The organism is Lysobacter sp. Soil_C_15, assembly GCF_057657315.1.
Genome location: NZ_JBDGIR010000005.1, coordinates 382,190 through 406,232, shown reverse-complemented (window position 1 = coordinate 406,232; position 24,043 = coordinate 382,190). Strand labels below are relative to the sequence as shown.

The 24,043-nt window shown below is 70.8% G+C and carries 20 protein-coding genes; 11 read left to right on the top strand and 9 right to left on the bottom strand.

Annotation, left to right across the window (positions count from 1 at the left end; genetic code table 11):
* The first annotated feature begins 30 nt into the window (after positions 1-30).
* The 6 genes from leuC (at position 31) to glpK (ending at position 7,827) form a co-directional block, all read left to right on the top strand.
* On the top strand, positions 31-1,479 hold the full coding sequence (leuC, locus tag AC3A57_RS14635) for a 3-isopropylmalate dehydratase large subunit (RefSeq protein ID WP_487579571.1): 1,449 nt from the start codon (positions 31-33) through the stop codon (positions 1,477-1,479).
* Positions 1,479-2,123 carry a 3-isopropylmalate dehydratase small subunit gene (leuD, locus tag AC3A57_RS14630; protein ID WP_487579570.1) on the top strand — a complete coding sequence of 215 codons (645 nt, stop codon included), beginning with the start codon at positions 1,479-1,481 and terminating at the stop codon, positions 2,121-2,123. The genes leuC and leuD overlap by 1 nt, the downstream gene beginning before the upstream one ends.
* The gene (leuB, locus tag AC3A57_RS14625) at positions 2,113-3,201 is read left to right on the top strand and encodes a 3-isopropylmalate dehydrogenase (protein WP_487579569.1); all 1,089 of its coding nucleotides are present in this window, start codon (positions 2,113-2,115) and stop codon (positions 3,199-3,201) included. The genes leuD and leuB overlap by 11 nt, the downstream gene beginning before the upstream one ends.
* 310 nt (positions 3,202-3,511) lie before the next feature.
* Positions 3,512-5,053 carry a glycerol-3-phosphate dehydrogenase gene (gene glpD / locus AC3A57_RS14620; protein WP_487579568.1) on the top strand — a complete coding sequence of 514 codons (1,542 nt, stop codon included), beginning with the start codon at positions 3,512-3,514 and terminating at the stop codon, positions 5,051-5,053.
* Positions 5,054-5,445: 392 nt separating this feature from the next.
* On the top strand, positions 5,446-6,165 hold the full coding sequence (locus tag AC3A57_RS14615; RefSeq protein WP_487579567.1) for an MIP/aquaporin family protein: 720 nt from the start codon (positions 5,446-5,448) through the stop codon (positions 6,163-6,165).
* Positions 6,166-6,321: 156 nt separating this feature from the next.
* Positions 6,322-7,827: a glycerol kinase GlpK gene (gene glpK, locus AC3A57_RS14610; RefSeq protein WP_487579566.1), complete on the top strand. Its 1,506-nt coding sequence runs from the start codon at positions 6,322-6,324 to the stop codon at positions 7,825-7,827.
* A 195-nt stretch (positions 7,828-8,022) separates the two neighbouring features.
* Here the strand turns inward: glpK and AC3A57_RS14605 are convergent, their stop codons facing one another.
* On the bottom strand, positions 8,023-11,187 hold the full coding sequence (locus AC3A57_RS14605; protein WP_487579565.1) for an efflux RND transporter permease subunit: 3,165 nt from the start codon (positions 11,185-11,187) through the stop codon (positions 8,023-8,025).
* Positions 11,188-11,315: 128 nt separating this feature from the next.
* A complete protein-coding gene (locus AC3A57_RS14600) occupies positions 11,316-12,449 on the bottom strand; it encodes an efflux RND transporter periplasmic adaptor subunit (RefSeq protein WP_487579564.1) in 1,134 nt (377 codons plus the stop codon).
* Positions 12,450-12,511: 62 nt separating this feature from the next.
* On the opposite strand from AC3A57_RS14600, the gene AC3A57_RS14595 reads away from it, so the two are divergent.
* The 3 genes from AC3A57_RS14595 to AC3A57_RS14585 all read left to right on the top strand — a co-directional run bounded on the left by AC3A57_RS14595 (position 12,512) and on the right by AC3A57_RS14585 (position 15,502).
* Positions 12,512-13,171 (top strand): TetR/AcrR family transcriptional regulator, encoded by a 660-nt coding sequence (locus AC3A57_RS14595; RefSeq protein WP_487579563.1) that lies wholly within the window; start codon positions 12,512-12,514, stop codon positions 13,169-13,171.
* Positions 13,172-13,305: 134 nt separating this feature from the next.
* Positions 13,306-13,989, top strand: coding sequence for a protein-L-isoaspartate O-methyltransferase family protein (locus AC3A57_RS14590; RefSeq protein WP_487579562.1), 684 nt, complete (start codon positions 13,306-13,308; stop codon positions 13,987-13,989).
* Between the two features lie 88 nt (positions 13,990-14,077).
* Positions 14,078-15,502, top strand: a complete 1,425-nt coding sequence (locus tag AC3A57_RS14585; RefSeq protein ID WP_487579561.1) for a TolC family outer membrane protein — start codon at positions 14,078-14,080, stop codon at positions 15,500-15,502.
* Positions 15,503-15,762: 260 nt separating this feature from the next.
* On the opposite strand, the gene waaA is transcribed toward AC3A57_RS14585, so the two are convergent.
* Entirely contained in the window at positions 15,763-17,055 is a 1,293-nt protein-coding gene (gene waaA, locus AC3A57_RS14580) for a lipid IV(A) 3-deoxy-D-manno-octulosonic acid transferase (protein ID WP_487579560.1), read from the bottom strand.
* 198 nt (positions 17,056-17,253) lie between these two features.
* On the opposite strand from waaA, the gene lpxL reads away from it, so the two are divergent.
* A complete protein-coding gene (gene lpxL, locus AC3A57_RS14575; RefSeq protein ID WP_487579559.1) occupies positions 17,254-18,177 on the top strand; it encodes an LpxL/LpxP family Kdo(2)-lipid IV(A) lauroyl/palmitoleoyl acyltransferase in 924 nt (307 codons plus the stop codon).
* A gap of 63 nt (positions 18,178-18,240) precedes the next feature.
* Here lpxL and AC3A57_RS14570 read toward each other — a convergent pair whose 3' ends face one another.
* From AC3A57_RS14570 to AC3A57_RS14545, 6 genes are all read right to left on the bottom strand, one after another.
* Positions 18,241-19,569 carry an O-antigen ligase family protein gene (locus AC3A57_RS14570; RefSeq protein ID WP_487579558.1) on the bottom strand — a complete coding sequence of 443 codons (1,329 nt, stop codon included), beginning with the start codon at positions 19,567-19,569 and terminating at the stop codon, positions 18,241-18,243.
* The gene (locus tag AC3A57_RS14565; protein ID WP_487579557.1) at positions 19,550-20,692 is read right to left on the bottom strand and encodes a glycosyltransferase; all 1,143 of its coding nucleotides are present in this window, start codon (positions 20,690-20,692) and stop codon (positions 19,550-19,552) included. Before AC3A57_RS14565 ends, AC3A57_RS14570 begins: the two co-directional genes overlap by 20 nt.
* Before the next feature lie 10 nt (positions 20,693-20,702).
* On the bottom strand, positions 20,703-20,906 hold the full coding sequence (locus AC3A57_RS14560) for a zinc-finger domain-containing protein (protein ID WP_221671336.1): 204 nt from the start codon (positions 20,904-20,906) through the stop codon (positions 20,703-20,705).
* 81 nt (positions 20,907-20,987) lie between these two features.
* Positions 20,988-21,698, bottom strand: a complete 711-nt coding sequence (locus AC3A57_RS14555; protein ID WP_487579556.1) for a pirin family protein — start codon at positions 21,696-21,698, stop codon at positions 20,988-20,990.
* Between the two features lie 13 nt (positions 21,699-21,711).
* Positions 21,712-22,290, bottom strand: a complete 579-nt coding sequence (locus AC3A57_RS14550) for a YceI family protein (protein ID WP_487579555.1) — start codon at positions 22,288-22,290, stop codon at positions 21,712-21,714.
* A 69-nt stretch (positions 22,291-22,359) separates the two neighbouring features.
* Positions 22,360-22,947, bottom strand: coding sequence for a malonic semialdehyde reductase (locus AC3A57_RS14545; protein ID WP_487579554.1), 588 nt, complete (start codon positions 22,945-22,947; stop codon positions 22,360-22,362).
* A gap of 107 nt (positions 22,948-23,054) precedes the next feature.
* On the opposite strand from AC3A57_RS14545, the gene AC3A57_RS14540 reads away from it, so the two are divergent.
* A complete protein-coding gene (locus AC3A57_RS14540) occupies positions 23,055-24,038 on the top strand; it encodes a mitochondrial fission ELM1 family protein (RefSeq protein ID WP_487579553.1) in 984 nt (327 codons plus the stop codon).
* The last annotated feature ends 5 nt before the right edge of the window (positions 24,039-24,043 follow it).

Here is a 24,043-nt window from a genome sequence, read left to right as displayed (position 1 = left end):
TCAAAGCCGAAAGCCATAGTCGCCTCCATCATGACTTCAGCCACCCAACCCACCACCCTGTTCGACAAACTGTGGGACGCCCACCTGGTCGCGCCCGAATCCGAGGCCGCGCCGGCGGTGCTGTACATCGACCTGCATCTGATCCACGAGGTCACCTCGCCGCAGGCCTTCGCCGAACTCGACGCACGCGGCCTCAAGCCGCGCCGCCCCGACCTGACCAAGGGCACGCTCGACCACTCCACCCCGACCCTGCCCGCCGGCGCCGACGGCCGCCTGCCGTACTACACCGCCGAGGCCGAGCACCAGGTCGAGACCCTGCGCCGGAACTGCGCGCGCCACGGCATCGAACTGTTCGATTTCGACAGCGCCCATCGCGGCATTGTCCACGTGATCGGCCCGGAACTGGGTCTGACCCAGCCCGGCCAGACCATCGTCTGCGGCGACAGCCACACCGCCACCCACGGCGCCTTCGGCGCGCTGGCCTTCGGCATCGGCACCAGCGAAGTGGGCCACGTGCTGGCCACCCAGTGCCTGCTGCAGCGCAAGCCCAAGACCCTGGCGATCAACATCGAAGGCGAACTGGCCCCGGGCGTCGGCGCCAAGGACCTGATCCTGCACGTGATCGGCGAGATCGGCGTCAACGGCGGCACCGGCCACGTCATCGAGTACCGCGGTTCGACCGTGCGCGGACTGTCGATGGACGAGCGCATGACGGTCTGCAACATGTCGATCGAGGCCGGCGCCCGCGCCGGCCTGATCGCGCCCGACCAGGTCACCTACGACTATCTGGCCAAGACCCCGCGCGCGCCGCGCGGCAGCGATTGGGACCAGGCGTTGGCGCGCTGGAGCGAGTTCAAGACCGACGAGGGCGCGCGCTTCGACCGCGAAGTGCATATCGACGCCGCCGCGATCAAGCCGACCCTGACCTGGGGCACGCACCCGGGCCAGGTCGCCGCGGTCGATGCGACCCTGCCGCAGGCCGGCGACGCCGACGAGGCCAAGGCCCTGGCCTACATGGGCTTCGAAGGCGGCGCCGCGCTGGCCGGGCGTCCGGTCGACGTGGTGTTCGTCGGCAGCTGCACCAACTCGCGCCTGTCCGACCTGCGCCAGGCCGCCGACGTGCTGCGCGGCCGCCACGTGCATCCGCGCGTGCGCATGCTGGTCGTGCCCGGTTCCGAGCAGGTCAAGCGCGATGCCGAGGCCGAGGGCCTGGACGCGGTGATCCGCGCCGCCGGCGCGGAATGGCGCGAACCCGGTTGCTCGATGTGCATCGCCATGAACGGCGATCTGGTCGGCGCCGGTCAGTTGGCGGTATCCACCAGCAACCGCAATTTCGAGGGCCGTCAAGGCAAGGGGGCGCGCACCCTGCTGGCTTCGCCGCTGACCGCGGCGGCCTGCGCCGTCGCCGGCCAGGTGGTCGACCCGCGCGATTACCTCGCCCATGCCGCCCAAGCCTCGGCCGTCCAGGAGGTCGCGTGATGTCCGCTTCCATCGCTTCTACCGACGCCGGCGCCGGCTTCGTCGAACTGGTCTCGCGCACCGTGGTGCTGCGCGAGCGCAACATCGATACCGACCAGATCATCCCGGCGCGTTTTCTGACCACCACCGAACGCAAGGGTCTGGGCAAGTTCGCCTTCAACGACTGGCGCTACCAGGCCGACGGCTCGCCCAACCCGGCCTTCGAGTTCAACAAGCCCGAAAACGCCGGCGCCGCGATCCTCGTCGCCGGGCGCAATTTCGGCTGCGGTTCCTCGCGCGAGCACGCGCCGTGGGCGCTGACCGACCTCGGCCTGCGCGCGGTCATCAGCAGCGAGATCGCCGACATCTTCCGCAGCAACTCGCTCAAGAACGGGCTGCTGCCGGTGGTGGTCGAACAGGCCCTGCTCAACCAGCTGCTGGCCCAGCCGGGCATCGAGCTGCGCATCGACGTGCGCGAACGCCGCCTGCACCTGCCCGACGGACGCTCGGTCGAGTTCCCGCTCGATGCCTTCGCCCAGACCTGCCTGATCGAAGGCGTCGACCAGCTCGGCTATCTGCTGCGCCAGCAACAAGCCATCAACCGCTACGAACAGCGCCGCGCCGCGGCGCAGTCCCAAACCCAGGAGTTCACCCATGCGCGCTGACATCGTCGTTCTGCCCGGCGACGGCATCGGTCCGGAAGTCACCGCCGCCGCGGTCGAAGTACTGCGCGCGGTCGCCGCCCGCTACGGCCATCAGTTCCAACTGCGCGAGCACGCCATCGGCGGCGCCGCGATCGACGCCAGCGGCGAACCGCTGCCGGCGGCGACCCTGCAGGCCTGCCAGCGCGCCGACGCGGTGCTGCTGGGCGCGGTCGGCGGTCCGAAGTGGTCCGACCCGCAGGCCAAGGTCCGCCCCGAACAAGGCCTGCTGGCGCTGCGCAAGGGCCTGGGGCTGTACGCCAACCTGCGTCCGGTGCAGCCGCACGCGGCCACCCTGGGCGCCTCGCCGATCAAGCCGCACCTGCTGGCCGGGGTCGACCTGATGGTGGTGCGCGAACTCACCGGCGGCATCTATTTCGGCCAGAAGCAGCGCAGCGCCGAGGCCGCCAGCGACCTGTGCGAGTACAGCGTGGCCGAGATCGAACGGGTCGTGCGCCGCGCCTGCGAACTGGCCCGCGGCCGGCGCAAGCACGTGGTCTCGGTCGACAAGGCCAACGTGCTGGAGACCTCGCGGCTGTGGCGCGAGGTCGCCGCGAAGGTGGCGCGCGAGGAATTCCCCGACGTCACCCTGGAACACCAGTTGGTCGATTCGATGGCGATGCACCTGATCGCCAAGCCGCGCGCCTTCGACGTGATCGTCACCGAGAACATGTTCGGCGACATCCTCACCGACGAAGCCTCGATGCTGGCCGGCTCGCTGGGCCTGCTGCCGTCGGCTTCGCTCGGCGAGGGCAAGGTCGGGCTGTACGAGCCGATCCACGGCTCGGCGCCGGACATCGCCGGCCGCGGCATCGCCAACCCCTGCGGCACCATCCTCAGCGCCGCGCTGCTGCTGCGCCATTCGCTGGGCCTGGAGGCCGAGGCCGAATGCGTCGAGCGCGCGGTCGCCGCGGTGCTGGAGGCCGGCACGCTGACCGCCGACCTGGCCCCGGCCGGCCGCGCCGCGACCACCGCCGAGGTCACCGCGGCGGTGCTGGCCCAACTCGAGCTGCCGTGCCAGGTGGCCGAGCTGCGCGACTGACCGGGCGCGGCCAGCGGCACCCGAAACCGTAGCGGCGAATGCGCTCGACCCCATCGCCGCGCGGGTGCCGCGCCCCGCAGCCTCGCGCGGATACTCCGCATTACAAAGAGGTCTCTCCGGCCCGTCTGTAACCCTCTTCCCGAAGCCGGGCGGCTTCGGGATTTTTTTGCCCGCGTCACAACCGCGCGATCGCGCAACCCTCACCCGCCGTTGATGTGAACCCAGGCAACAATCGCGCCACGAGCCTGTGCCATCATCCTGACGCAACCTGGGTCGGCCACGCGCGACCTGCAGCCAGTCGCGGGAACGCATGACCGAAACGGATCTCAAGGTCGACCTGCTGGTGGTCGGCGGCGGCATCAACGGTGCCGCGATCGCGCGCGATGGCGCCGGCCGCGGTTGGTCGGTGCTGCTGTGCGAGCGCGACGACCTAGCCGCGCACACCTCCAGCGCCAGCACCAAGCTCATCCACGGCGGCCTGCGCTACCTGGAGCAGTACGAGTTCGCCCTGGTCGGCAAGGCCCTGGCCGAGCGCAAGCGCCTGCTGCGCATGGCCCCGCACATCATCTGGCCGCTGCGCTTCGTCCTGCCGCACCAGCCGCATCTGCGCCCGGCCTGGCTGATCCGCCTGGGCCTGTTCCTCTACGACCGCCTCGGCGGACGCCGCGGCCGCGGCCTGCCCGGTTCGCGCTCGGTCAACCTGCGCAAGCACATCGCCGGGCGTCCGCTGCAGGACGAGTTCGTACGCGGTTTCGTCTACTCCGACGCCTGGGTGATGGACGCGCGCCTGGTCGTGCTCAACGCGATGGACGCCGCCGAGCGCGGCGCAGGCGTGCTGACCCGCACCGCCTGCGTCGCCGCGCAGCGCGAGCGCGACGGCTGGCGGGTGCGCCTGCGCGGCCCCGGCGGCAGGGTCCGCGAGGCGCGAGCGCGCGCGCTGGTCAATGCCGCCGGGCCATGGGCGGCGCGCTTTCTGGACGAAGTCGCGCGACTGCCGCACGTGCGCCAGCTGCGCCTGATCAAGGGCAGCCATATCGTCGTGCCGCGGCTGTTCGAGCACGACCATGCGTATATCTTCCAGCAGCCCGACCGGCGCATCGTGTTCGCCATCCCCTACGAGCAGGCCTACACCCTGATCGGCACCACCGATGTCGACTATCGCGGCGACCCGGCCGCGCCGCGCATCGACGAGGCCGAGACCGCTTACCTGTGCGCCGCCGCCTCGCGCTATTTCAAGCGGCCGATCCGGCCGCACGACGTGGTCTGGAGCTACAGCGGCGTGCGCCCGCTGCTCGACGACGACAACGACCAGGCCTCGCAGATCACCCGCGACTACCAGCTCGACCTGGACCGCGACGGCGCGCCGCTGCTGAACGTGTTCGGCGGCAAGCTGACCACCGCACGCAAGCTGGCCGAGGAAGCTTGCGACCGCCTCGCCGCGCAGCTCGGCGAGCTGCGGCCGGCCTGGACCGGCGATGCGCCGCTGCCCGGCGGCGACCTGCCCGGCGCCGACTTCGGCGCCTTCCACGAGGATTTCAGCCTGCGCCGGCCATGGTTGCCGGATGCGCTGGCGCTGCGCCTGTGCCGCAGCTACGGCAGCCGCGCCTTGCGCATGCTCGAGAGCTGCGCGCGCATGGACGACCTGGGCGCCTGCTTCGGCGCCGACTTGTACGCGATCGAAGTCGATTACCTGGTCGACTGCGAATGGGCGCGCACCGCCGAAGACATCCTGTGGCGGCGGTCCAAGCTCGGCCTGCGCATCGACGCGGCCGGCGTCGAACGCTTGCAGGACTATGTGGCGCGGCGCATGGCCAGCCGGGCGGATGCGCAGCTGGAAGTGGGGTTGGCATGAGTCGCCGCGCATCCGCAGGGCGCGAGGTCTGCGCGGGCGGCCTGCCCGCATCCGCTCGCCGAAGGTCCGCTCGCCGAAGGACTGCCGCACCTCATGCTCGGCCAGGCTCCAGCGGCGCTCCCTCTCGCCATCGTCCCCGGCCGGGCTTCAGCGCTCGTTGCTGCCGTCATTCCCGCGAAGGCGGGAATCCGGAGACTTCGCAGCCATGTCGCGGTGCGGCCCTGGATCCCCGCTCTCGCGGGGATGGCGGTGGGAGAGTGTTTCGCAACGGGTAGCAGACCGCGCCAGATCGCGCGAAACCTCGCCGGATCGCGCCAAGCCTTTCGAGTCTTTCCAAATCCCGCCCAGCCCCGTACGCCCGAACCGCCGCATCGCCCAGGAGATCCACCGCAATGCCCACCCCGATGTCGCAATACCTCAGCGAGTTCGTCGCCACCGGCATCCTGATCCTGCTCGGCAACGGCGTGGTCGCCGGCGCGCTGCTCGATCGATCCAAGGCCCAGGGCGCCGGCTGGGGCGTGATCACCGCGGCCTGGGGCTTGGCGGTGCTGATCGGCATCTTCATCGCCGGCCCGACCAGCGGCGCGATCATGAATCCCGCCCTGACCCTGGCCCTGGCGGCGATCGGCAAGCTGTCCTGGTCGCTGGTGCCGGGCTTCGTCGCCGCCCAGTTCGCCGGCGCGTTCGCCGGCTCGGTGCTGGTCTGGCTCAGCTATCTCGCCCACTGGCGGCTCAGCGACGACCCGGCCGCCAAGCTGGCGATCTTCTGCACCGCGCCGGCGGTGCGCGACACCCGCGCCAACCTGCTCACCGAGGCCATCGGCACCTTCGTGCTGACCTTCGCCGCGCTCGCGATCGGCGCCAACACGCTGTCGCCGGGCCTGGGACCGTTCGGCGTCGGCCTGCTGGTGGTGGTGATCGGCATGTCGCTCGGCGGCCCCACCGGCTATGCGATCAACCCCGCGCGCGACCTCGGCCCGCGCCTGGCCCATGCGTTGCTGCCGATCGCCGGCAAGGGCGGTTCGGACTGGGGCTACGCCTGGGTGCCGGTGGTCGCGCCGATCATCGGTGCGGTGTTGGGGGCGTTCGCCTTCCAAGCCGTGTATGGGTGAGAGGCGGGAATCGGGAATGGAGAATCGGGAAGCGTAAGGCGGCGCATCGCTGATTACTTCCGACCTCCTCGCTCAGTTCCCCATCCCCATTCCCCATTCCCCATTCCCGCTCCCGATTCCCTATTCCCGATTCCCGACCTCCGAACGAGTACCCACATGGACAAGCCCTACATCCTGGCCATCGACCAAGGCACGACCAGCTCGCGGGCGATCCTGTTCGATCGCCAGGGCGCGGTGGTCGGCGTGGCCCAGCGCGAGTTCGAGCAGATCTTTCCGCGCCCCGGCTGGGTCGAGCACGATCCGCGCGAGATCCTCGCCAGCGTGCAGACCACCGCGATCGAGGTGATGACCAAGGCCCAGGTCGGCGCCGACCAGATCGCCGGCATCGGCATCACCAACCAGCGCGAGACCACCGTGGTCTGGGACCGCCACACCGGCCAGGCGGTGCACAACGCCATCGTCTGGCAGTCGCGCCAGACCGCGGCGATCTGCGACCGGCTCAAGGCCGAAGGTTACGAGCCCTTGGTGCGCGAACGCACCGGCCTGCTGATCGACGCCTACTTCTCCGGGACCAAGGTCAAGTGGATCCTCGACAACGTCGAGGGCGCGCGCGAGCGCGCCGAACGCGGCGACCTGCTGTTCGGCACCATCGACAGCTGGCTGATCTGGAACCTGTCGGACAACCGTGCCCACGTCACCGACTACAGCAACGCCTCGCGCACGCTGATGTACGACATCCACAAGCGCCAGTGGTGCCCCGAGCTGCTGAAGATGCTCGACGTACCGGCTTCGATGCTGCCGCAGGTGCGCTCCAGCAGCGAGGTCTACGCCCATACCGGCGCGCGCCACTTCTTCAACAATTCGGTGCCGATCTGCGGCGTCGCCGGCGACCAGCAGGCGGCGCTGTTCGGCCAGGCCTGCTTCGCTCCGGGCATGGCCAAGAACACCTACGGCACCGGCTGCTTCCTGCTGATGAACACCGGCGAGAAAGCGGTGCGTTCGGACAACGGCCTGCTCACCACCATCGCCTGGGGCATCGACGGCAAGGTCGAGTACGCGCTGGAAGGCAGCATCTTCGTCGCCGGCTCGGCGGTGCAGTGGCTACGCGACGGCCTGCGCCTGTTCGGCAAGGCCGGCGATTCGCAGGCCTATGCCGAGCGCGCGCACTCCACCGACGGGGTCTATTTCGTGCCGGCCTTCGTCGGCCTGGGCGCGCCGTACTGGCGCAGCGACGTGCGCGGGGCGATGTTCGGGCTGACCCGCGGCACCAGCAAAGAGCATTTCGTCCGCTCGGTGCTGGAATCGCTGGCCTACCAGACCCGCGACGTGCTCGAAGCGATGCAGACCGATTCGGGCATCCGGCTGACTTCGCTGCGCGCCGACGGCGGCGCGATCGGCAACGATTTCACCGCCCAGTTCCAGGCCGACATCCTCGACGTACCGCTGAAGCGTCCGCGGGTCAGCGAAACCACCGCGCTCGGCGCGGCCTACCTGGCCGGGCTGGCGGTCGGGTTCTGGGACAGCCGCGAGCAGATCGCCCAGCAGTGGCAGGTCGAGCGCAGCTTCGAGCCGCAAATGCTCGGCGCGGAACGCGAGAAGCTGTATGCGGGCTGGAAACGGGCGATCGAGGCGACGCTGGCGTTCAGCGTCGAGCACGCTTAGGGCTTGAGCCCCTCCCCCGTCTCAGCTCCGCACTTCCTACGGTCGCCGCACGCGGGAAAGGGAGAGAAGCGACGAGATCGGGCTGGCGCCTGCGACGCGCCGCAGGCAGGCAAGCCTGCCCCGGCGAAGAAAAACGTCCCTCCCGTCAGTGGAAGGGGACGGGGCCGAGAGCCCCCGAAATCGTGCCGGCGCGGCTCAGGCCTGCGCCGGCACCTTGACCTTGAACCAGGCCGCGTACAGCGCCGGCAGGAACAGCAGGGTCAGCGCGGTCGCAACCAGCAGGCCGCCCATGATCGCCACCGCCATCGGCCCGAAGAAGGCGCTGCGCGACAGCGGAATCATCGCCAGGATCGCCGCCAGCGCAGTCAGCACGATCGGCCGGAAGCGGCGCACGGTCGCGTCCACTATCGCCTTCCACGGCTCGTGGCCCTCGCTGCGGTCCTGCTCGATCTGGTCGACCAGGATCACCGAGTTGCGCATGATCATGCCGGCCAGGGCGATCGTGCCGAGCATGGCGACGAAGCCGAACGGCACCCGGAACACCAGCAGGAACAAGGTCACTCCGATCAGGCCCAGCGGCGCGGTCAGCAGCACCATGAAGCTGCGCGAGAAGCTGCGCAGCTGCAGCATCAGCAGGGTGAACACCGCGAACAGGAACAGCGGCATGCCGGCGTTGATCGACTTCTGCCCGCGCGCGGAGTCCTCGACGCTGCCGCCGATGTCGATCGAATAGCCGTACGGCAGTTGCGCGCGCAACCCGTCCAGGGTCGGCGAGATCTGCGCCATCGCGCTGGACGGCTGGGTACCGTCGTAGATGTCGGCGCGCACGGTCATGGTCGGCAGGCGGTCGCGGTGCCAGATGATGCCTTCCTCGAAGCCGTAGTCCAGGGTCGCGACCTGGGTCAGCGGCACGCTGCGGCCGTTGCCGGTCGGCACCATCAGGCTGCCGAGCATGTCCAGCTGCAAGCGCTCCTGTTCGGGACCGCGCAGCAGCATCTCGATCAGTTCGTTGCTCTCGCGGTAGGTGCTGATGTGCGAACCCGACAGCGAACTGGACAGGAACTGCGACAGCTGCGCCGAGCTGATGCCCAGGGCGCGCGCGCGCTCCTGGTCGACCTGCAGGCGCACGACCTTGTTCGGCTCGTCCCAATCCAGGTTGACGTTGGCCACGTGCGGGTTGGCGCGGATCTTCTCGCGCACCTGGTAGGCGATCTTGCGCACCTGGTCGATGTGCTCGCCGGAAACGCGGAACTGCACCGGGTAGCCGACCGGCGGGCCGTTCTCCAGCCGGGTCACGCGCAACTGCAGCTCTGGGAAGCGCGGCGCCACGTCCTCGATGACCCACTTGCGCAGGGTTTCGCGCGCTTCCAGGTCCTTGGGCATCAGCACGAACTGGGCGAAGTTGGCCGCCGGCAGTTGCTGGTCCAGCGGAAGGTAGAAGCGCGGCGAACCGGTGCCGACGTAGGCGACGTAGTTGGCCAGGTCGCGGCGCTGCTTGAGCATCGCCTCCAGGCGCTGGGCCTGGGCGGAGGTCTGGCGCAGCGAGCTGCCTTCGGCCAGCTCCATGTCGACCATCAGTTCCGGACGCACCGAGTCCGGGAAGAACTGCTGCGGCACGAAGCGGAACATGAAGATCGAGCCGACGAAGGCGGCGACGGTGATCGCGATGACCAGCCAGCGCCGGCGCACGCACCAGGTCACCCAGCGGCGGAAGCCGACGTAGAACTTGGACTCGTAGGGGTCGTGGACGTGGCCGTCGATCGGCGGCTTGGGCGCCAGCACGCCGGCGAACATCGGCAGGCGCCGGGCCAGCGCGCTGCGCGCGTCGCGCCAGCGCGCGGCCGGCGAACCCGGCTTCGGCGGCGCCGCGGCGTGGCCGTAGTCCGGCAGCAGCTTGTCGCCGAGGAAGGGAATGAAGGCCACCGCGGCGATCCACGACACCAGCAGGGCGATGGTCACCACCTGGAACAGCGAGCGGGTGTATTCGCCGGTGCTCGAAGCGGCGGTGGCGATCGGCAGGAAGCCGGCGGCGGTGATCAGGGTGCCGGTCAGCATCGGGAAGGCGGTGCTGTCCCAGGCGAAGGCCGCCGCGCGCAGGCGGTCGAAACCCTGCTCCATCTTGATCGCCATCATCTCCACCGCGATGATCGCGTCGTCGACCAGCAGGCCCAGCGCCAGCACCAGCGCGCCGAGCGAGATCTTGTGCAGGCCGACGCCGAAGAAGTCCATCACCGCGAAGGTCATCGCCAGCACCAGCGGGATCGACAGCGCGACCACCAGGCCGGTGCGCAGGCCGAGCGAGAAGAAGCTCACCAGCAGCACGATCGCGACCGCCTCGGCGAGCACGCGCACGAATTCGCCGACCGATTCCTCGACCGCGGCCGGCTGGTCGGCGACCTTGCGCAGCTGCATGCCCGCCGGCAGGGTCTTCTGCAGGCGCGCGAACTCGCCCTCCAGGGTCTTGCCGAGCTTGAGGATGTCGCCGCCCTGCTTCATCGACACGCCGATGCCGATCGCGTCCTCGCCCATGAAGCGCATGCGCGGCTGCGGCGGATCGGAGAAGCCGCGCCGCACTTCGGCGACGTCGGCCAGGCGGAAGGTGCGGTCGCCGACCCGGATCGGGAAGTCGCGGATCTGCTCGACCGAGGTGAACTGGCCGCCGACCCGGATCGGCACCCGGCTGGTCGGGGTTTCGAAGAAGCCGGCCGAGACCAGCGCGTTCTGCTGGTTCAGCGCGTCCTGCACCGCCTGCGCGGGCACGCCCAGGGTCGACAGCTTCACGTTCGACAGCTCGACCCAGATCTTCTCGTCCTGGACCCCGAACAGTTCGATCTTGCCGACGTCGGTCTGGCTCTGCAGCGCCAACTGCACGCGCTCGGCGTAGTCCTTGAGCACCGCGTAGTCGAAGCCTGGCCCGGTCAGGGCGTAGATGTTGCCGAAGGTGTCGCCGAATTCGTCGTTGAAGAACGGGCCGATCGCGTCGCTGGGCAAGGTCGGGCGGATGTCGCCGATCTTCTTGCGCACCTGGTACCACAGCGGCGGGATGTCCTTGGAGCGCATCGCGTCGCCGGCGACGAACATCACCTGCGATTCGCCGGCGCGCGAGTACGAGCGGATGTATTCGTACTGGCCAGTCTCCATCAGCTTCTTCTCGATCCGCTCGGTGACCTGGCGCGAGACCTCCTCGGCGGTGGCGCCGGGCCACAAGGTGCGCACCACCATGACCTTGAAGGTGAAGGCCGGGTCCTCGCTGCGCCCCAGGCGCAGGTAGGACATGGCACCGGCGACGGCCAGCACCAGCATCGCGTAGATGATCAGGCTGCGATGGCGCAGCGCCCACTCGGATAGGTTGAAACGCATACGCTGGGCTCGCTTCGTTCAACGGCCGCCGCGCGGGCGCGGCGGCGGGATCTGGGGCGCGCCGGCGGCGCCGGCGCGCGAGACGGTCGCGCGGTCGCGATCGCGGCGCTGCGCGCGCCGCGACCCGCTCAGCGCGCGACCGGATGGTTGTCGCGGTCGACCGGCTGCACTTTCTGGCCGTCGCGCAGCAGATGGCCGCCGGCGCTGACCACCCAGTCCTGCGCGCTCAGCCCCGACAGCACCGGCACGCTCTGCGCGCCGTAGGGGCCGGTGTGGACCGGCTTCAACTTGACCGTGCCGCTGCGCGGGTCGGCGACGAACACCGCACTGCCGCCGGCGGCGGTGCGCTGCAGCGCCGACAGCGGCACGCTGAGGCCGGGCGTAGCCGCGCCGGGCAGGTAGATGCGCGCGCTCTGGCCGAGTTCGAGGGTGCCGGCGGGCGCGTCGACGCTGACCCGGGCGGCGTAGGTGCGCGAGGCCGGATCGGCCGCCGGCGCGACTTCGCGCACTCGCGCCGGCCAACGCTTGCCGGGCTGCGACCACAGCTCGACCAGAACCTCCTGGCCGGGCTTGAAGGTGGCGATCGCGCCTTCCGGCACCGCGAAGGCGACTTCGCGCACGCCGTCGGCGGCGAGCGCGAACACCTGCTGGCCGGCGGCCACGACCTGGCCGGCCTCGGCGCTGCGCGAGGCGATCACCCCGGCGCTGGGCGCGCGCAGATGGGTATAGGCGGACTGGTTGCGGGCGACGTCGAGGTTGGCCCGGGCGGCATTGACCTGGCCCTGCGCGGCCTTGGCCGCGGCGTCCTGGGCATCCATGGTCGAGCGGCTGACCAACTGGTCCTTGGCCAGTTGCGCGTAGCGCGCCTGGTCGGCGCGGGCGCGGCCGTAATCGGCCTCGGCCGCGGCCAGTTGCGCCTGGGCGGCGCGCGCCTGGGCGTCCAGGTCGCCGGCGTCGAGCACCGCCAGCACCTGGCCGGCGGCGACGTGGGCGCCGACATCGACCTTGCGCTCGATCAGCTTGCCGCCGACCCGGAACGACAGCGGGCTTTCCTCGCGCGCCCGCACCTCGCCGGCGAAGGCCGACACGGCGCCGGCGGCGGCGCCCGGGCGGGTCACCAGCACCGGCCGCGCGGCTTCGGCCTGCGGCTCGGCTTTACTGCAGGCCGTCAGCGACAGCGTCGCGGCCAGGGCCGCGCCGAGCAGCGCCGGAACGGCGGGCGCGGCGGAAAAAATCCGGTGGCGCATTGCGGTGAGCCTCATCGGGAATTAATGTACTAGCCAGTACTGTATAAATAACGAACCCGATAGTCCAGTATTCAACCATGATGTCGCCCCGCCCCTCCAGCCCCGCCCCGGAACCGGCCAAGCCGGCCGGCCCCGGCCGCCCGAAGGACCTGAGCAAGCGCAACGCGATCCTGGAGGCGGCCAAGCGGCTGTTCCTCGGCCAGGGCTTCGACGGCGTGAGCATGGACCAGATCGCCGCCGAGGCCGGGGTCTCGAAACTGACCGTCTACAGCCATTTCGGCGACAAAGACAGCCTTTTCGCGGCCGCGGTGCAGGCGTATTGCCAGCAACACCTGCCCTCGCCGATGTTCGCCCCGGACCCGGCCGCGCCGCTGCGCGAGCGCCTGCTGGCGATCGCCACGGCCTTCTACGAGATGATCAGCTCGCCCGAGGCGATCCAGATCCACCGCCTGCTGTGCTCGCCGCAGGTGGCGCAATCGCCGCTGTCGAAGATGTTCTGGGAGGCCGGCCCGCAGCGCCTGCACGACGAATTCGCCGCCCTGCTGCAACGCCGGGTCGAGGCCGGGGAACTGGAGATCGACGACGTGGCGCGGGCCGCTCCGCAGTTCTTCTGCCTGGCCAAGGGCGAGCCGCACGCCCTGCTGATGTTCGGTTGCGGCGCGCCGGACCCGGACGAAATCCGCGCCCACCTGGAGGCGACCGTGACCCTGTTCCTGCGCGCGTACGGCCGGCGCTAGCGGGCCGCCGTGCGGGCCATACGGTGCCGTGAGTTCTGGTGACTTTCGGCACTAAGCCCCGGCAGGGGCGTGGTTAATTCTTTTTCCGCCGGGGGCCGCGCGGTCCCGGTAGAATTCGCGATTCCCCGCGCTACATGAAGAACGCCCCCATGACTACGCTCGATTACGCCAAGGCTCGTGAACTGATGGTCGAACAACAGGTTCGGCCGTGGGACGTGCTCGACCCGCGCGTGCTCGAGGTGCTGGCGAATTTGCCGCGTGAGGCCTTTGTCGCCGAAACGCACCGCAACCTGGCCTACACCGACCTCGCCCTGCCGCTGGCGCACGGCGAATTCATGCTCAAGCCGGTGCTCGAAGGCCGCGCCCTGCAGGCGCTGGAGCTCGACCCGACCGACGACGTGCTGGAAATCGGCACCGGCAGCGGCTTCCTCAGCGCCTGCCTGGGCCGCCTGGCGCGCGAAGTGGTCAGCCTGGAGCGCCATGCCGACCTGGCCGCGACCGCGCGCGAGCGCCTGGCCGCGCAGTCGATCCTCAACGTGCAGGTGGTCGATGCGGACGTGTTCTCCTACCGCACCGACCGCCGCTTCAACGCCATCTGCGTGACCGGCGCGGTCGCCGAGCTGCCGGCGCAGTGGCTGCAGTGGCTGCAGCCGGGCGGCCGCCTGTTCGTGGTCCGCGGCCGTTCGCCGGCCATGGAAGCGATCCGGGTCACCGCCGGCGAGCGCAACGAAGTCAACGCTTCGCGCATCCAGTCGTTGTTCGAAACCGATTTGCCGTATCTCGTCGGCGCCGCGCCCGCGCCCGCCTTCGAGTTCTGACCGTCCTGTCAGCTCAACGTCAGTCCCCCGTAAGAACCCGCGTGCCAGCATGCGGGTTCCCAAAAACAAGCAAGCTCAAGGAAGCCGCATGGGAAGCCGCACGATCCGCCGTCCGCTCGTTCTTGCCCTGGCCCTGAGCCTGTTGCCGACCCTGGCGTCGGCCGAGGACTTGCTGCAGACCTACGAACTGGCGCGCCAGGGCGACCCGCAGTTGTCGGCGGCCGAAGCCAACCGCCTGGCGACCAAGGAAGACCGCATCCAGGCCCGCGCCGCGCTGCTGCCGTCGTTGTCGGGCAACGTGCGCCTGACCCGCAGCCGCACCACCAGCGATGGCAACAACGGAAGCGACGGCGGCGTCGACCTGCCGAGCGGCGCGATGTTCAAGTCCGATACCACCAACCGCAGCTCCGGCCTGTCGGCCAGCCAGATGCTGTACAACCGCGCCAGCATCAAGACCTACCAGGGCCAGAACGTGCTCAGCGAGGCCAGCGACTTCACCCTGGAGTCGGCCAACCAGGAGCTGATCACCCGCACTTCGGCGGCCTACTTCGACGTGCTGGTCAAGCTGGAGAACCTGGCCGCCGCCGAGGCCGCCGAAACCGCTTTGCAGAAGCAGTTCGACTACGCCTCCAAGCGCCTGGACGTGGGCCTGGCGCCGATCACCGACGTGCACGAGGCGCGCGCCCAGTACGACAGCGCGCGCGCCGGCACCATCACCGCGCGCAACGCGGTCGAGGACGCCTACCAGGCGCTGAGCCAGATCACCGGCCAGCCGGTGCGCACGCTCAAGGCGCTGCCGGCCGACTTCAAGCCGGCGCTGCCGGAGTCGCGCAACGTCGAAAGCTGGGTCGACAACGCGGTGCAGAACAATCCCGCGCTGCATGCCCAGCAGCTGCAGGTGGAGGCCGCCGAGATCGGCGTGGAAACCGCGCGCGCCGGCCACTGGCCGACCCTGAGCCTGACCGGCGGCTACGGCGACAACGCCAGCTGGGGCGACCGCACCTTCATGGGCGCCACCCGCAACGCGCCGGGCAACTCCAACTATGGCCCGAGCATCGGCATCGAGCTGTCGGTGCCGATCTACGCCGGCGGCCGGATCCAGTCCGGCGTGCGCCAGGCGCTGGCGCGCCGCGACGCCGCCCAGGACGAACTGGAACGGCAGAAGCGCCAGTTGGTGCGCACCACCCGCAACGCCTACCAGACCCTGGTCGCCGGCATCAGCGAGGTCGAAGCGCGCCGCCTGGCCCTGGTTTCGGCGCAGGCGGCCTACGACGCCTCGCAGGTCGGCCTGGAAGTGGGCACCCGCACCGTGCTCGACGTGCTCAACAACCAGCGCACCCTGCTGCAGGCGCAGCAGGCCTATGCGACCGCCAAGTACAACTACCTGCAGAACCGCCTGCTGCTGGAACAGGCCGCCGGTTCGCTCGACGTGAGCGACGTGCAGGAGATCAACCGCCTGCTGACCGCCGACGCCGCCACCAACCTGGCGCCGCCGCCGAGCGGAATGCAGTAAGCCTCGCGCCGCAGCGCGACACGAAAAACCGCCGGCACCACCGGCGGTTTTTTCATGCCCGAACCTCGCCCTGTAGGAGCGGCGTGAGCCGCGACAGCCGCAGCGGCGTTCCGCGCGTTGCGTCCGAAGCCCGGACACACAGCGCCTTGTACGCAGGCTGCACGGCAGCTTCGGCCACTACGCTCTCGATCACCGCTGCGGCTGTCGCGGCCCATGGCCGGAGGAAATCCCCGCAGGACGCCGCTCCTGCCAGCCCGCGATCACGCCGGCGGCAATGCCGGGCGCAGCAGCGCCATGGTGCGCGCCAGGGCGCCGCGGCCGAGTTCGACCAGGGCGCGGCCGGCTTCGACCATCTGCGCGCGTTCGCGCGGATCGGCGAGCAGGCGCTCGACCGCGGCCTCGACCGCTTCGGCGTCGGCGCCGATGCGCAAAGCGCCGGCGGCGTCCAGGCGCTGGGCGATCTCGACGAAGTTGTGCAGGTGCGGGCCGGTCACGATCGGCGTGCCGGTGGCCGCCGGTTCGAGCAGGTTGTGGCCGCCGATCGCCTGCAGGCTGCCGCCGACGAAGGCGACGTCGGCGCAGGCGTAGAAGCTCATCAGTTCGCCGAGGGTGTCGATCACGAACACGTCGTCGCCCGGCTGCGGCCAGCGCGCGCGCGAACGCGCCGACACCTGCCAGCCGGCGCTGCGCGCCTGCTCGGCCACCACCCGGAAGCGCTCGGGATGGCGCGGCGCCCACAGCAGCAGCAGATCGGGGAAACGCTCGCGCAGGCGCCGGTGCATGGCGATGGTCGCCGCTTCCTCGTCCTCGTGGGTGCTGGCGGCGATCCACACCGGCCGCTCGCCGGTATGGCGATGGCATTCGGCGGCGAACTCGTCCAGCGCGTCGGGCACGTTGACGTCGAACTTGAGGTTGCCGGTTTCGGTGACCTGCTCCGGCCGCGCGCCGAGCTGGACGAAGCGCTCGCCGTCGGCGCGCGACTGCGCCGCCACCGTGCGCACGGTGCGCAGCGCGCGTCCGACCAGCGGCGCCAGCACCCGGTAGCCGCGCAGCGAGCGCTCGGACAGGCGCGCATTGAGGATATAGGCGGGAATGCCGCGGTCGCGGCAGCCGAACAGCAGGTTCGGCCACAGCTCGGTTTCCATGATCAGCGCCGCGCAGGGCTGGTGGTGGCGCAGGAACCGCGCGACCGCGCCGGGCAGATCGTAGGGCAGGTAGACGTGCTCGACCGAATCGCCCCAGGCCGAGCGCGCCCGGTCCGAACCGGTCGGGGTGATGGTGGTGACCAGCAGGCGCAGGTCCGGGCGGCCGCGGCGCAAGGCGTTCACCAGCGGGATCGCCGCGTTGACCTCGCCCACCGAGACCGCATGCAGCCACAGGGTGCGGGCCTGGGCCGGTCCGCGATAGACCGCGTAGCGCTCCAGCCAGCGCTGGAAATACGCCGGCTGGCGAAAGCCGCGCCAGATCAGGTGGTAGACCGTGACCGGCGCCAACAGATACAGCGCGACCGAATACAGGCCGCGCAACAGGCGTTCGATCAAGTCTTTCCGCATCCGCCAAGGATAAAGGCTGGCGAGGTGATTCGGTCGTGCAGGCGGCGCCCGCGCCGGGCCGGAACGGGCGGCGCGCGCAGCGCGGCCGATACGATCGCGGCGTTGTCCGGCCCGAGGGCTGCCGGAATCGGAGCGCGCGCAGCGCAACGCGATCCTCGGCGCGCCGGCATTCACGCCCGCACCGCATAAACTATCGCCATGGCCGAACCTGCCCTGCCCCCGCGTCCGTCCCTGCTTTCGCCGCGTCTGTGGCCGATGTGGCTGGCTTTGGCCGGCATGTGCCTGGGCGCGCGCCTGCCCTGGGGCCTGCAGCGCCTGCTCGGCGGCTGGATCGGCGCGTTCGCGCTGGGCGTGGCCGGCACTCGCCGGCGCGCGGCGCGGATCAACCTGGCGCTGTGTTTCCCGGAGAAGAGCGAGGCCGAACGCGAGGCGCTGTTGCGCGAGAGTTTCCGCGATCTGGGCATCGGCTTGTTCGAATTCGCCCGCGCCTGGTGGGGCTCGGTGGCGCCGATGCGGCGCACGGTGCGGATCGAAGGCCTGGAACTGCTGGACGAAGTCCGCGCCGCCGGCCGCGGCGTGCTGATGGTCTCGGGCCATTTCATGACCCTGGAGATGTGCGGCCGGCTGATGTGCGAGCACCTGCCGCTGGCCGGCATGTACCGCCGCCACCGCAATCCGGTGATGGAGTGGGCGGTCAAGCGCGGCCGCCTGCGCTACGCCAGCGCGATGTTCACCAACGAGGAAATCCGCCCGGCGATGCGCCACCTCAAGCAGGGCGGCTTCCTGTGGTACGCGCCCGACCAGGACATGCGCGGCAAGGACACGGTGTTCGCGCCGTTCTTCGGCGTGCAGGCGGCGACCATCACCGCGACCCACCAGTTCGCCCGCCTCAGCGGCTGCGCGGTGGTGCCGTTCTTCCATCGCCGCGAGGGCGCCGACTACGTGCTGCGGCTGGGCGCGCCGCTGGCCGATTTCCCCTCCGCCGACGCCACCGCCGACAGCGCCCGAGTCAATGCCCAGATCGAGGCCATGGTGCGGCAGGCGCCGAGCCAGTACCTGTGGATCCACCGGCGCTTCAAGCGGCGGCCGGCGGGGGAGGTTTCTCCCTACAAGCAGAAGTGAGCGCAGAGGAGCGAGGCGTGAGCGAAACCGCAGCGCTGTCGCTCACTCCTCACTCCTCCCCGCTCACTCCTCGCTCCGGGGCTGCGCCAGCAAGCTGCCCGCATACAACGCCGCCAGCAACAGCGTCAGCCCGCCCCAGAAGGTCGAGTAGAACGCCAGGTGGGTGTTGAACGGGAACACGGTGACCAGCAGGGCCAGCATCGCCGGGCGCGCGGCTTCGCGCGCCTGGGCGTCGGCGAAGGCCCAGGCGCGCCAGGCCAGAGCGGCGCCGGCCAGCCACATCAGCAGGCCGAAGGCGCCGGTTTCGCTGAGCACTTCCAGCAGCAACTGGTGCGCGTGCAGGGCCGGGCCCTCGCCCCAGGAGGTCAGGCGCCCGGGCTGCGGATCGCAGGCGGGGAAGGCTTCGCGGAAGCCGCGCGCGCCGACGCCGTTGACCGGGTGCTCGGCGACCATGCACAGCGCGGCGCGCCAGATCCGGGTGCGGCCGGACAGCGCGTTGTCGACGCCTTCGACGTCGGCGCTGACCACGTGCGCGGTGCGCACCAAGCGCTCGTGCACCTGCGGCGAGGTGCGGTCGAGCACGCCGAGAATCAGCGCGCCGGCGGCGAACACCCCGAGCAGGCGCTTCCAGCCGAGCAGGCGCCAGCCCGACAGCAGCAGCACCAGGCCGTAGGTGATCCACGACGCGCGCGAGCCGGCCAGGACCACGACCACCCCGACCGCAGCCGCGGCCAGCAGCCAGCCGGCGCTGCCGAAGCGACGCCCGGCGGCGTAGAGCACGAACGGCGAGAAGCTGGCGATGACCTGGCCGAGCTTGAGATTGCACGGTCCGAGCACGCCGCTGAGGCGATCGGCGGCGGCGGTCTCGGCGGCGCTGCACATGCCGTGGCCGCTGATCGCCTGCTTGAGCGCGTCGATGCCGAAGAACAACGGACTGGTGCCGGCCAGCCACTGGATCAGCGCATCGACGGTCCAGACCGAGAGGATGATCGCCAGCCCGCCGAAGGTGGTGCGGCGCCCCTGCGGCGAGGCCACCGCGGCCGCGACCAGCCACAGGAACGGCAGATAGCGCAGGTCCACGGCGGCTTCGCGCAGGGCGCGGCCGGGGTCGACCGCGTCGATCGCCGAGACCAGCTCGGGCAGCCAGTAGGCGGCGAACAATACGCTGGTCAGCGCCCAGGCCGGATCGCTGAGCAGGCGCGCGCCGGTGTTGAAGCGCGCCAGCGCCAGCTTGACCAGCGCGGTCAGCGCGCCGAGGGTCAGCACGCCCTCGGCGTAGCCGGGCGCGAACAGCAGCGCGACGTAGGCCAGGATCCAGGCCGGCGCCCAGCGCCAGCCCACGATCGCGTGGCGCGGCTCGGGCGCGCCGGGCTCAGCCGCGGTCGGCGCCATCGACGAGTTCGGCATAGACGGCAAGCGTGGCCTCCTGCATCGCCCGCAAGGAAAACGCCATCGTATCCACAGCCGGCGGCGTCTGCGTTAGCAATTCGCAAGCGGTCCGATGCAAGGCCTGCGCGTCGAACGGCGCCACCGCGCCGGAAGGCTGCGAACGCGCCAGCAGCTCGCCGACGCCGCCGTGGTTCCAGCCCAGCACCGCGCGGCCGCAGGACCAGGCCTCGACCACGGTGCGGCCGAAGGCCTCGGGCTTGCGCGACAACTGCAGGACCAGGTCGCTGGCCGCGTAGGCGCGCGCGATCGCATCGGTCGGCGCGGTGAAGGCCACCGCGTCGGCGATGCCCAGCGCCTGCGCCTGCTGTTCCAGTTCGGCGATATAGGCCTCGCGTCCGGCTTCGCGCGCGCCGGGCAGCCACAGCCGCGCGTCGCCGCCCTCGCCGCGCAGCGCGGCCAACAGCGCCAGCGCATCGGCATGGCCCTTCAGGCGCGTGCCGCGGCCCGGCAGCAACAACAAGGGGCCGTCGCCGGCCAGCGCCGGATGCGCCGCCGCGGCCCAGGCGCGCGCGTCCGGGTCGGGCCAGGGCGCGCGCGGAAACGCGGTCGTATCGATGCCGCGCGGAATCGTCCGCAGCCGCGCCGGATCGGTGTCTGGGTAGTGCTGCAGGACATACTCGCGCACCGTGTCGGATACGCAGATCACCCGTTCGCCGCGGGCCATCACCGCGCTGTAGCGCGAGGGCGAATTGAGTCCGTGCACGGTGGTGACGAAACGCGGCCGCGCGTCTTCGGCCAGGCCGCGCCAGGCCAGCAGGCCGACCCAGGCCGGCAGGCGCGAGCGCGCATGCGCCAGGTCCACGTTGTGCGCAGCCCATAACCGGCGCAGCGCGAAGACGTGGCGCAGGGTCGCCGGCGACTTGCGCCCGATCGCCAGTTCGACGTGCTCGGCGCCGAGCGCGAGCAGTTGCGGCACCAGCCGGCCGCCGGCCGAAACCACGATCGCGCGATGGCCGGCGCGCACCAGCGCGTCGGCGATTTCCAGGGTGGAGCGTTCGACCCCGCCGGACTCCAGCGCCGGCAGCAGTTGCACCACCGTCAGCCGGCGCGGCTCCGGCGATGCCATGCGCGGGCGGTCAGTCGTCGACCAGGGTGTAGTGCGCGCCGCAGTACGGGCACTGGCACTCGCGCTCGGCCTCGATCGGCAGGTACACGCGCGGATGCGAGTTCCACAGCGCCATCGACGGCAGCGGGCAGCTCAGCGGCAGGTCCGCCCGGGTGACGGTGTAACGCTGGTCGGCGTTGGCCTGGGTGGGATGGGCGTTGGCTGCGGTGGTCATGGGAAACGACGGGTGGCGACGCGGGTGGGCAGTTTACCAGCGTGCGGCCCCGCGCCGGTGATCGCCGTCGGCCGGAACCGCTCAGGCCAGCGGCGGCAGATCGAACCAGACCAGTTCGGCCGGCGCTTCGCCGAGCCCGGTCAGGGCCAGCGTGCCGGATTCGCCGTGCAGGCCCAGCGCGTCGCCGGCCTGGAGCCGGCGGCCGTTGGCTTCGACCTCGCCGCGCAGGATCTGCAGCCAGTAGCTGCGGCCGGAGTCGAGCGGGTAGCCGGCTCGGCCGTCGCGGCCCAGGCGCAGCGCGTACAGGCGCAGGTCCTGGCGCACCGGCAGGCCGCCGCCGGCGCCGTCGCGCGAAGCCAGCAGGCTCCATTCGCCCTCGCCGGCCGCGGCCGGCGTCGCGCGGACGCAGGCCGGGCGCGCATTGAGCCGGTCGGGCTGGATCCAGAACTGCAGAAAGTGCAACGGCTGTTCGGCCGAAGCGTTGCGCGCGCCGTGGGCCAGGCCGTGGCCGGCGCCGATCCACTGCCATTGCCCGGCCTGCACCGCGCCGCCGCCGTCCAGTTCCGGATGGGCCAGCGCGCCGCTCAGCACGAGGCTGAGAATGTCCATGTTGGCGTAGCGGTGCGGTTCGAAGCCCGCGTCGGGACCGACGCGGGCTTCGTGCACCACCCGCAACGCACCGAAGCCCATCCAGGCCGGGTCGTAGTAGCCGCCGAAGGAAAACGCGTGGCGGCTCTCGCGCTGGTCCGCCTGCAACAGGCCGCGGGCGGCGGATGGACGTTCGATGATCATGCCGCGCAGTTTATTACTGCTTGGGCACCAGCGCTTCGGTGGTGATGCGGATGCTGACTTCGTCGCTGACGTTCGGCGCGTACTTGCCCAGGCCGAAATCGCTGCGCTTGAGCGTGGTGCTGGCGTCGAAGCCGGCTGCGGCGCGCTTGGCCATCGGCTGCTCGCCGATCTTGTTGATGGTGACGTCCAGCACCGCCGGCTTGGTCACGCCGTGCACGGTCAGGTCGCCGGTGACCTTGAGCTTCTTCTCGCCCGCGGCCTCGACCTTGGTGCTCTTGAAGGTGATGGTCGGGTACTTGGCGGCGTCGAAGAAGTCGGCGCTCTTGAGGTGTTCGTCGAAGTCCGGCACGTGCGAGTTCAGGCCGTCCAGCGGGATCGTCACCTGCACCGAGGACGCGGCCGGCTTGGCCGGATCGTAGGTGATGCTGCCGTCGACCTTGCCGAAGTGGGCGACCGGGTGGGAGAAGCCGAAATGGCTCCAGCCGGCGACGACGTCGGTGTGGTTGGGGTCGATCTTGTAGGTCAGCGGAGCGGCGACGGCGGCGCCGGCGAAAGCGAAGCCGATGACGGCGGCGAGCAGGATGCGCTTCATGGGTGGTCTCCTCGAAACGGCGGACAGGAAGGAACTGCGGGGAACTGCGGGCAAAGCGGCGACGAAACCTCAGTCGATGCGCGCGGCCTCGTCGAAGGGCAGGCGCGGCGAACGCGGGAACAGCTTTTCCGGCTGGCCGACGCCGAGGTTGACCAGGAAGTTGGACTTGATCTGGGTGCCGGCGAAGAAGGCCTCGTCGACCTTGGCGTTGTCGAAGCCGGACATCGGGCCGGTGTCCAGCCCCAGCGCGCGCGCGGCCAGGATCAGGTACGCGCCCTGCAGGCTGCCGTTGCGGAACGCGGTGGTGCGGATGGCCTCGTCGTTGCCGGCGAACCAGCTGCGCGCGTCGGCGTGCGGGAACAGGTAGGGCAGCTTTTCGTAGAACTCCAGGTCGTGGCCGACGATGACCGTGACCGGCGCGGCCAGGGTCTTGGCCAGGTTGCCCTCGGACAGGGCCGGACGCAGCTTCTCCTTGGCCTGCGCCGACTTGACGAACACGAACCGCGCCGGCGAACCGTTGGCGCTGGTCGGCGCCCATTTCACCAGATCGTAGAGCTGGCGCAGGGTCTCGTCGCTGACCTCGCCGCCGAGCTCGTTGTGGGTACGGGCGGTGCGGAACAGCTGATCGAGCGCGTCGTCGGTCAAGATCCGGGACATCGTTTTCTCCGTGGAGGCTGCCAGGCTCGGCATGTGATCGGGAGGGGAAGTGTAGAGTCTCGATCCGACCGCAGAACCGACACCTTCGGAACGGATTAACAACACTCGTGCAACAAAACGGCTTTCCTGCCAAAACTAGCTCCACTGCTGCAACCTGGGTCCTGACCGACGGCCGTGCCGGCAATCAGCGCCAGGCCAATGCCCTGGCCCTGGCCCTGGGCCGCGCTACCGCCGACTGGACCCTGAGCCCGCGCGCGCCCTGGCGCTGGCTGGCGCCGCGGCGCCTGCCCGGCGCGCGCGGCGCGTTCGGCCCGGCCTTCGCCCAGGCCCTGGCGGCGCGGCCGCGGCTGGCGATCGGCTGCGGCCGCCAGGCCGCGCTGGCGACCCGGCTGCTGCGCAGCGCCGATTGCGCGGCGGTGCAGATTCTCGATCCGCGACTGGATCCGCAGTTCTGGGATCTGGTGGTCGCGCCCGAACACGACGGCTTGCGCGGCGCCAACGTGGTGACCCTGCTCGGCAGCCTGAACCCGGTCGACGACCTCTGGCTGGCCGGCGCGCGCAAGACCTTCCCCGCTTTCGGCGCCCTGCCCGGCCCACGCACCGCGCTGCTGCTCGGCGGCTCCAGCGCGCATGCCGACTTCGACCAGGATGCGTTCGACGACCTCGCCGGGCGGTTGCAGGCGGTGCTCGAACGCGAAGGCGGCAGCCTGCTGGCGACGACCTCGCGGCGCACCCCGGCGCCGGTGCGCGCGCGCCTGCGCGAGCGCCTGGCGCGGCTGCCGCGAGTGTCCTGGTACGAACCCGGCGAAGGCGCCAACCCCTACCCCGGCCTGCTCGGCTGGGCCGACCGCATCGTCTGCACCGCCGACTCGGTCAACATGCTGTCGGAAGCCGCGGCCACCCATGCGCCGGTGTTCGCTTACGGCGTCGAGCGCATCGACGGCCGGCCGCGCCGCTTCGTCGACAGCCTGCTCGGCCTGGGCCGGGTGCGGCCGTTCGACGCCTCGCTGCGCGCCTGGCCGGTGACGCCGTTGCGCGAGACCGCGCGGGTCGCGGCCGAAGTGCGGCGCCGGCTACGGTTGCCGGACTGAGCGCG